Annotated in this window: 7 protein-coding genes and 1 rRNA gene; all 8 read left to right on the top strand. The window is 69.0% G+C overall.

Features of this window, described 5'->3' with window-relative positions; all coding sequences use genetic code 11:
• Positions 1-95 (top strand): 5S ribosomal RNA (gene rrf, locus ACIPRD_RS15145); the annotation flags it as partial.
• 110 nt (positions 96-205) lie between these two features.
• Positions 206-814: a CDP-alcohol phosphatidyltransferase family protein gene (locus tag ACIPRD_RS15140; RefSeq protein ID WP_356411861.1), complete on the top strand. Its 609-nt coding sequence runs from the start codon at positions 206-208 to the stop codon at positions 812-814.
• Between the two features lie 114 nt (positions 815-928).
• Complete coding sequence (locus ACIPRD_RS15135; RefSeq protein WP_356411864.1) at positions 929-3,424, top strand: mannose-1-phosphate guanyltransferase; 2,496 nt, start codon at positions 929-931, stop codon at positions 3,422-3,424.
• A 177-nt stretch (positions 3,425-3,601) separates the two neighbouring features.
• Positions 3,602-4,546, top strand: coding sequence for a DUF881 domain-containing protein (locus ACIPRD_RS15130; RefSeq protein ID WP_401563141.1), 945 nt, complete (start codon positions 3,602-3,604; stop codon positions 4,544-4,546).
• Positions 4,543-4,875 (top strand): small basic family protein, encoded by a 333-nt coding sequence (locus tag ACIPRD_RS15125; RefSeq protein WP_116152339.1) that lies wholly within the window; start codon positions 4,543-4,545, stop codon positions 4,873-4,875. Before ACIPRD_RS15130 ends, ACIPRD_RS15125 begins: the two co-directional genes overlap by 4 nt.
• Before the next feature lie 5 nt (positions 4,876-4,880).
• A complete protein-coding gene (locus ACIPRD_RS15120; protein WP_401563139.1) occupies positions 4,881-5,756 on the top strand; it encodes a DUF881 domain-containing protein in 876 nt (291 codons plus the stop codon).
• Positions 5,757-5,946: 190 nt separating this feature from the next.
• A complete protein-coding gene (locus ACIPRD_RS15115) occupies positions 5,947-6,777 on the top strand; it encodes an FHA domain-containing protein (protein ID WP_356411851.1) in 831 nt (276 codons plus the stop codon).
• Between the two features lie 39 nt (positions 6,778-6,816).
• Complete coding sequence (locus ACIPRD_RS15110; protein WP_356411848.1) at positions 6,817-7,557, top strand: MerR family transcriptional regulator; 741 nt, start codon at positions 6,817-6,819, stop codon at positions 7,555-7,557.
• Positions 7,558-7,576 lie beyond the last annotated feature (19 nt).

The following is a 7,576-nucleotide window of genomic DNA, read 5'->3' as shown; positions in this document are numbered from 1 at the left end:
AAACGCCCGGTTACATTCCGAACCCGGAAGCTAAGCCTCACAGCGCCGATGGTACTGCAGGGGGGACCCTGTGGGAGAGTAGGACGCCGCCGAACTACCTTTAGAGCTCCGGCTCCTGGTCATTGCGACCGGGGGCCGGAGCTTTTTTGCGTTGAGGTAGGGTCAGGGGGCATTGTTGGTTCGTTTCGTAACAGGAGGCCCCCGGGTGGAGGTCCAGGAGACCCGTGTCCAGACAGACCGGGTCCTCACCATCCCCAACATCCTCAGCATGGCACGGCTCGTCGGAGTACCACTCTTCCTCTGGCTGATCCTCAGGCCGGAGTTCGGAGGCCCGAAGAGCGACGGCTGGGCGCTCCTGGTGCTGGCATTCAGCGGAGTCAGCGACTATCTGGACGGCAAGCTCGCCAGGCGCTGGAATCAGATCAGCAGCCTCGGCCGGCTCCTCGACCCCGCGGCCGACCGGCTGTACGTGCTTTCCACGCTGCTGGGTCTCACCTGGCGTGAGATCCTGCCGCTCTGGTTGACCGCCCTCCTGCTGCTGCGGGAGCTGGTCCTCCTGGTGATGGTGGGAATCCTCCGGCGCCACGGCTACCCGCCGCCGCAGGTGAACTTCCTCGGGAAGGCGGCGACGTTCAACCTGATGTACGCCTTCCCCCTGCTCCTCCTCAGCGACGGAACCGGTTGGATCGCGTCACTGGCCGCTGTTTTCGGATGGGCGTTCGCAGGTTGGGGTACAACGCTGTATTGGTGGGCAGGAGTGCTCTACGTGGTGCAAGTCCGCCGTCTGGTGCGTGCGGACACCATGGCCGATTGAGCTCGGCGATTGTCCGGACGTGGCACTTCGATGGCCCGCCGTGAAAAAGTGCGGGACAATCTGGACGGGTGAAGTCGGCTAGACCGTCGTCTCTTGGAGGAGGACGCTTCCGACATGAAGGCCGTCGTGATGGCTGGTGGCGAAGGCACACGCCTGCGCCCCATGACCTCGAGCATGCCCAAGCCGCTCCTGCCGGTGGTGAACCGGCCGATCATGGAGCACGTGCTGAGGCTGCTCAAAAGGCACGGGCTCACCGAGACCGTCGTCACCGTGCAGTTCCTGGCATCGCTGGTCAAGAACTATTTCGGTGACGGCGAAGAGCTCGGGATGGAGCTCACGTATGCCAACGAGGAGAAGCCACTCGGTACCGCCGGAAGCGTCAAGAACGCCGAAGAGGCGTTGAAGGACGATGCTTTCCTCGTCATCTCCGGCGATGCGCTCACCGACTTCGACCTCACCGATCTGATCAATTTCCACAAGGAGAAGGGCGCCCTGGTCACGGTCTGCCTGACCCGGGTGCCCAATCCCCTCGAGTTCGGCATCACCATCGTCGACGAAGAGGGCAAGGTCGAACGCTTCCTGGAGAAGCCGACCTGGGGGCAGGTCTTCTCCGACACCGTCAACACGGGCATCTACGTGATGGAACCCGAGGTGTTCGACTACGTCGACCCCGATGTCCCCGTCGACTGGTCCGGCGACGTCTTCCCTCAGCTGATGAAGGAGGGCAAGCCGGTCTACGGCTATGTCGCCGAGGGCTACTGGGAGGACGTCGGCACCCACGAGAGCTATGTGAAGGCCCAGGCCGACGTGCTCGAGGGCAAGGTCGACGTCGACATCGACGGATTCGAGATCTCCCCGGGCGTCTGGGTGGCCGAAGGTGCCGACGTGCACCCCGACGCCGTACTCCGCGGGCCCCTGTACATCGGCGACTACGCCAAGGTCGAGGCCGGCGCGGAGATCCGTGAGGACACCGTCGTCGGCTCGAACGTGGTCGTCAAGAGCGGAGCCTTCCTGCACAAGGCCGTCGTGCACGACAACGTGTACGTCGGGCAGCAGAGCAATCTGCGCGGGTGTGTCGTCGGCAAGAACACCGACATCATGCGAGCCGCGCGGATCGAGGACGGCGCGGTCATCGGCGACGAATGCCTGATCGGCGAGGAGTCGATCGTCCAGGGCAACGTCCGGGTCTACCCGTTCAAGACCATCGAGGCCGGCGCCTTCGTCAACACCTCGGTCATCTGGGAGTCCCGGGGCCACGCCAACCTGTTCGGCGCCCGGGGCGTCTCCGGCATCCTCAACGTGGAGATCACCCCCGAGCTCGCCGTACGGCTGGCCGGCGCGTACGCCACGACGCTGAAGAAGGGCTCCACCGTCACCACGGCGCGCGACCACTCCCGAGGCGCCCGTGCGCTGAAGCGGGCGGTGATCTCGGCGCTCCAGGCCAGCGCCATCGACGTACGCGACCTGGAGAACGTGCCGCTGCCCGTGGCACGCCAGCAGACCGCACGCGGCAGCGCCGGCGGCATCATGATCAGAACCTCGCCGGGTGTCCCGGACTCCGTCGACATCATGTTCTTCGACGGGCAGGGAGCGGACCTGTCCCAGGGCAGCCAGCGCAAGCTCGACCGGGTCTTCGCCCGGCAGGAGTACCGGCGGGCCTTCCCGGGCGAGATCGGCGACCTGTACTTCCCGTCCAGCGTCTTCGACTCGTACACCGGGTCCCTGCTGCGGAACGTGGACACCACCGGGATCGCCGAAGCCGGCCTGAAGGTCGTCGTGGACGCCTCCAACGGCAGCGCCGGCCTCGTCCTGCCCAGCCTGCTCGGCAAGCTCGGTGTGGACTCGCTGACGATCAACCCCGGTCTCGACGAGTCCCGGCCCACCGAGACGGAGGAGATGCGCCGCAACGGGCTGATGCGGCTCGGCGAGATAGTCGCTTCCTCCGGGGCCGCGTTCGGCGTCCGGTTCGACCCCGTCGGCGAGCGGCTGTCGCTCGTGGACGAGAAGGGCCGGATCATCGAGGACGACCGGGCGCTGCTGGTGATGCTCGACCTCGTCGCCGCCGAACGGCGCAGCGGCCGGGTCGCCCTGCCGGTCACCACCACCCGGATCGCCGAACAGGTGGCCGCGTATCACGGCACGCAGGTCGAATGGACGACCACGTCGCCGGACGACCTCACGCGCGTGGGCGGTGAGGAGGGCACCATCTTCGGCGGCGACGGCAAGGGCGGCTTCATCGTCCCCGAGTTCAGCAGGGTGTACGACGGCACCGCCGCGTTCGTCCGGCTGATCGGGCTCGTGGCGCGGACGCAGCTCACCCTCAGCCAGATCGACGCGCGGATCCCGCGGGCGCACGTCCTCAAGCGGGACCTGGCCACCCCCTGGGCGGTCAAGGGCCTGGTCATGCGGCGGGTCGTGGAGGAGGCCGGTGACCGCTTCGTCGACACGACGGACGGGGTGCGGGTCGTGGAGTCCGACGGCCGTTGGGTGATGGTGCTGCCCGACCCCGCCGAGGCGGTCACCCACCTGTGGGCGGAAGGCCCGGACGACGAGTCCGCCCAGGCCCTGCTCGACGAGTGGTCGGCCGTCGTGGACAGCGCCGGACGCTGACCGGAACCGTACCGGCCCGGTGACACCCTGCCCCTCGCCCGACGGCGGCGGGCAGGGTAGCGGACGGGGAAGACCACCGCACGCGCACATGCCGGACAAGTGCCCCCAAGGGGGCCTGTCCGGCACGTCGGTGGGGCCATTCGGAGGTACCGGTCGCGACGTGCGACTATGTGCGGCATGCCGCAGCAACCCCCCGTTCGGAGCAGCGCCGCGCCGGCGCGCCGCCCGGACGCCTCCATGTCGTTGATCACCAACGTCATGGACCACAGCCTCGACGACGGGTACGCCGAGGCCGCCGCCCGGAAGAAGGCCCTGGGCGAGAGCGGGCTGCCGAGAACCCTCAGGTCGAAGCTGGGGCTCGCCGGCGGCCTCGTCCTCGCCGCGCTGGTGGTGACCGTCGGTGCCGCGCAGGCACGTGTGTCGGCGCCCGGGGTGGCCAAGGAGCGCCAGGAGCTGATCGACCGCATCGACCGCGAGTCCGACGGCGCCGACCGCCTGGAGAAGGACGTCGACCGGCTCCGTGACGACGTCGGCTCCCGGCAGCGTGCGGCGCTGCGGGACAGCGGCGGCAGCACCGCCGCGGACCTGGTGGGCGTCCTGTCGGGCGCCACGGCGGTGCACGGCCCCGGGGTGAAGCTCGTCGTGGACGACGCCAAGGAGGCGAGCACCGGCGGTGACGGCACCAACCCGCGCGAGACCTCCGGGTTCTCCGACACCGGACGGGTACGGGACCGTGACATGCAGCGGGTGGTCAACGGACTGTGGGAGTCCGGGGCCGAGGCCGTGTCCGTCAACGGGCAGCGGCTGACCGCCCTGTCCGCCATCAGGGCCGCCGGTGACGCGATACTGGTGGACAACAAGCCGCTGGTGCCGCCGTACACGGTGCTGGCGGTGGGGGACGGGGAAAGGCTGAGCACCAGGTTCCAGAACGGCCCGGACGGGCTGTATCTGCATGCCCTGGAGGAGAACTTCGGCATCCGCGCGACCATCTCCACGCCGGGCGACGTCCTGTTGCCCGCGGCGCCGAGCGTGATCGTGCGCACCGCCCGGCCGGTCGCGGCCGCGCCGCGGACGGCACAGCAGACCGACAAGACCGAGAAGACTGAGAAGGGCACATCGTGATCGCCGTACTGGGCCTCGTCGTGGGAGTCGTGGCCGGCCTGTTGGTCCGGCCCGAGATTCCGGCGGTCGTCGAGCCTTACCTGCCCATCGCCGTCGTGGCGGCGCTGGACGCCGTCTTCGGTGGTCTGCGGGCCATGCTCGACGGGATCTTCGACGACAAGGTCTTCGTGGTGTCGTTCCTGTCGAACGTGGTCGTCGCCGCGCTGATCGTCTTCCTCGGCGACAAGTTGGGCGTGGGCGCGCAGCTCTCCACGGGTGTCGTGGTGGTCCTGGGCATCCGGATCTTCTCCAACGCCGCCGCCATCCGGCGGCACGTGTTCCGGGCGTGAGGGCGATGAGCGACCAGGACGAGCAGCCGGAGAACAGGCTGCGCAAGGAACTGCCCGACGAGGTGCCGGCTCGGCCCGCACCCGCGCCCGCACCCGCGCCGGCGCCCGAGCCCGTTCCCGGGCCCGAGGGGGCGGCGCCGGAGAGCGCCGCGCCGCAGGTCACCGGGCGGCAGCGGCTGATCGACGGGCTCTGGCCGCCCCGGGTGACCCGGGCCCAACTCATCGTCGCGCTGCTGCTGTTCGGGCTCGGTTTCGGGCTGGCCGTGCAGGTCGCGTCGAACAGCGACAGCGACAGCGCGCTGCGCGGTGCCCGGCAGGAAGATCTTGTCCGCATCCTCGATGAACTGGACGACCGTACTCAGCGTCTTGAAGACGAGAAGCAGGGACTCGAGAAGCAGCGCCAGGAACTGCAGAGCAGCTCCGACCAGGCCGCGGAGGCCCGCAGGCAGACCGCGGAGAAGGCGAAGCAACTCGGTGTCCTCGCGGGCACCGTGGCGGCACGGGGTCCCGGCATCACCATGACGATCGAGGACACGAAGGGGACGGTCAAGTCGGACATGCTGCTCGACGCGATCCAGGAACTGCGCGCCGCGGGCGCGGAGGCGATCCAGGTCAACGGAGCACGGGTGGTGGCGAGCAGCTACTTCACCGATTCCGGCAAGAGCGTGAGCGTCGACGGGAACAAGATCAACGCCCCCTATCGTTTCCTGGTCATCGGCAAGCCGCAGGACCTCGAGCCGGCGTTGAACATTCCTGGAGGCGTGGTGCAGACCCTGGAGAAGGAGCAGGCCACGGTGACCGTCGAGCAGTCGGACAAGATCGTCGTGGACGCCTTGCGGCAGGCGAAGCAGCCTGACTACGCTCGGTCGTCCTCCCAGTGAACCGGTGGTGCATGGGGGACGTCCGGCAGGGGCATGAGGTTGCGGGGGGTCGGCGCACCGATGGGGAGGTGCGTGGTGGAAACTGTCTGGTGGATACGGACGTTGTGAGAGTGTCCGGGTCGTCCGGTGTAGGCAATCAGGGTTCGTCCTGCCCCACGGGCGGGTCTGTTTCGGTCAAGGGGAATCGCCCGTGAAGTTGTTTGCGAAGTTGTTCGGCAAGAGCGCGCGAGAGGGCGGCGACAACGCGACCGCTCTGCATCGTGCGCAGCCTGACGCAGAGGGCCAGCGCCCGCTGTTCCGGGACCAGGTGGCTGGTCCGGGCGGTGACATTTCCGGTGGTCAGGGCGCGGCGTCTGTTGACCCTGCCCAGTCCGGCGGCATAGGTTTCGGGCAACCGTCGACCTCAAGTGCGGGTGGAGGGTTCGCCCCCGATCCGCATGCGTCCAACGCCCCCGCGGGGCTTCCGCGGCAGGAGGATCCGTCCATGTCGGTCCTGGTGTGTACGAGGTGCGGCAACCGCAACGCGGAGAACGCGCGGTTCTGCTCCCACTGCGGTGCGCCGCTGCGGGCCGGAGTCGCGCCCGAGCGCGCCTCGGAGACCACGTCCACGATCTCCATCTCCGGGCTCGAGGCGTACGACGCGGAGGTGACCGGCCAGACGGCGGTGCCGACGCTCTCGCCCGAGGCGCAGGCGGCCGTCGACGCGCTGCCGCAGGGTTCCGCGCTGCTGGTGGTCCGCCGTGGCCCGAACTCGGGAAGCCGCTTCCTGCTGGACGGCGACCTGACGACGGCCGGCCGTCACCCGCAGAGCGACATCTTCCTGGACGACGTGACGGTCTCGCGCCGCCACGTGGAGTTCCGGCGGGTCGCGGACGGTTCGTTCACCGTTGCCGACGTCGGCAGCCTGAACGGTACGTACGTCAATCGTGAGCCGATCGACCAGGTCGCCCTGTCGAACGGCGACGAGGTGCAGATCGGCAAGTACAGGCTGGTCTTCTACTCGAGCCGGCAGGGCATCTGACCTCCCCGGACTCCGTCCGGGGGACACCAGGGAAGGTCCATGCTTCAAACACCGAGCGGCGGTGCCGGAAGCGGTACCGCCGCCAGGGACAGTGGGCTGATGAGCATCGGCACGGTGCTGAACGCGCTGCGCGACGAGTTCCCCGAAGTCACCATCTCCAAGATCCGTTTCCTGGAGGCGGAGGGGCTCATCGAGCCGCAGCGGACCCCCTCGGGGTACCGCAAGTTCAGCGCCGGGGACGTCGAGCGCCTCGGTCACGTCCTGCGGATGCAGCGGGACCACTATCTGCCGCTCAGGGTGATCCGCGAGCACCTGGACGCCATGGAGCGCGGTGAGGCCGTGACGCTGCCCGTGGTGGGCCGCCAGCGCACCTGGGAGGACGACGCCCCGCGGCCGGCCGAGGGGCCCACGGTCGCCCGGGTGGGCCGGTCCGAGCTGATGGCGGCGGCGGACATCGGCGACGGTGAGCTGAAGGAGTGGGAGTCCTACGGGATCATCGCTCCTCTGGAGGACGGCGCGTACGACGCCGAGGCCGTCACCGTGGCCGCTCTCGTGGCCGAACTGGGCCGTTTCGGTATCGAGCCCCGCCATCTGCGGGTGATGAAGGCGGCCGCCGACCGCGAGGCGGGGCTGGTGGACCAGGTGGTGGCCCCCCTGAAGCGTCACCGCAATCCGCAGACCAGGGCGCACGCGGAGGCCCGCACCAAGGAGCTGGCACAGCTCACGGTGCGGCTGCACGCGGCGCTGGTGAAGACCGCTCTCGGGGTGCGGCTGCCCTGACCGGCGGGGCCGCCTCGTG

Origin of the sequence: Streptomyces sp. NPDC090108, assembly GCF_044747185.1 — a bacterium.
Taxonomy (GTDB): domain Bacteria; phylum Actinomycetota; class Actinomycetes; order Streptomycetales; family Streptomycetaceae; genus Streptomyces.
Note: the sequence above shows the minus strand (reverse complement) of the source record. Positions and strands in the feature narration are given on the sequence as shown.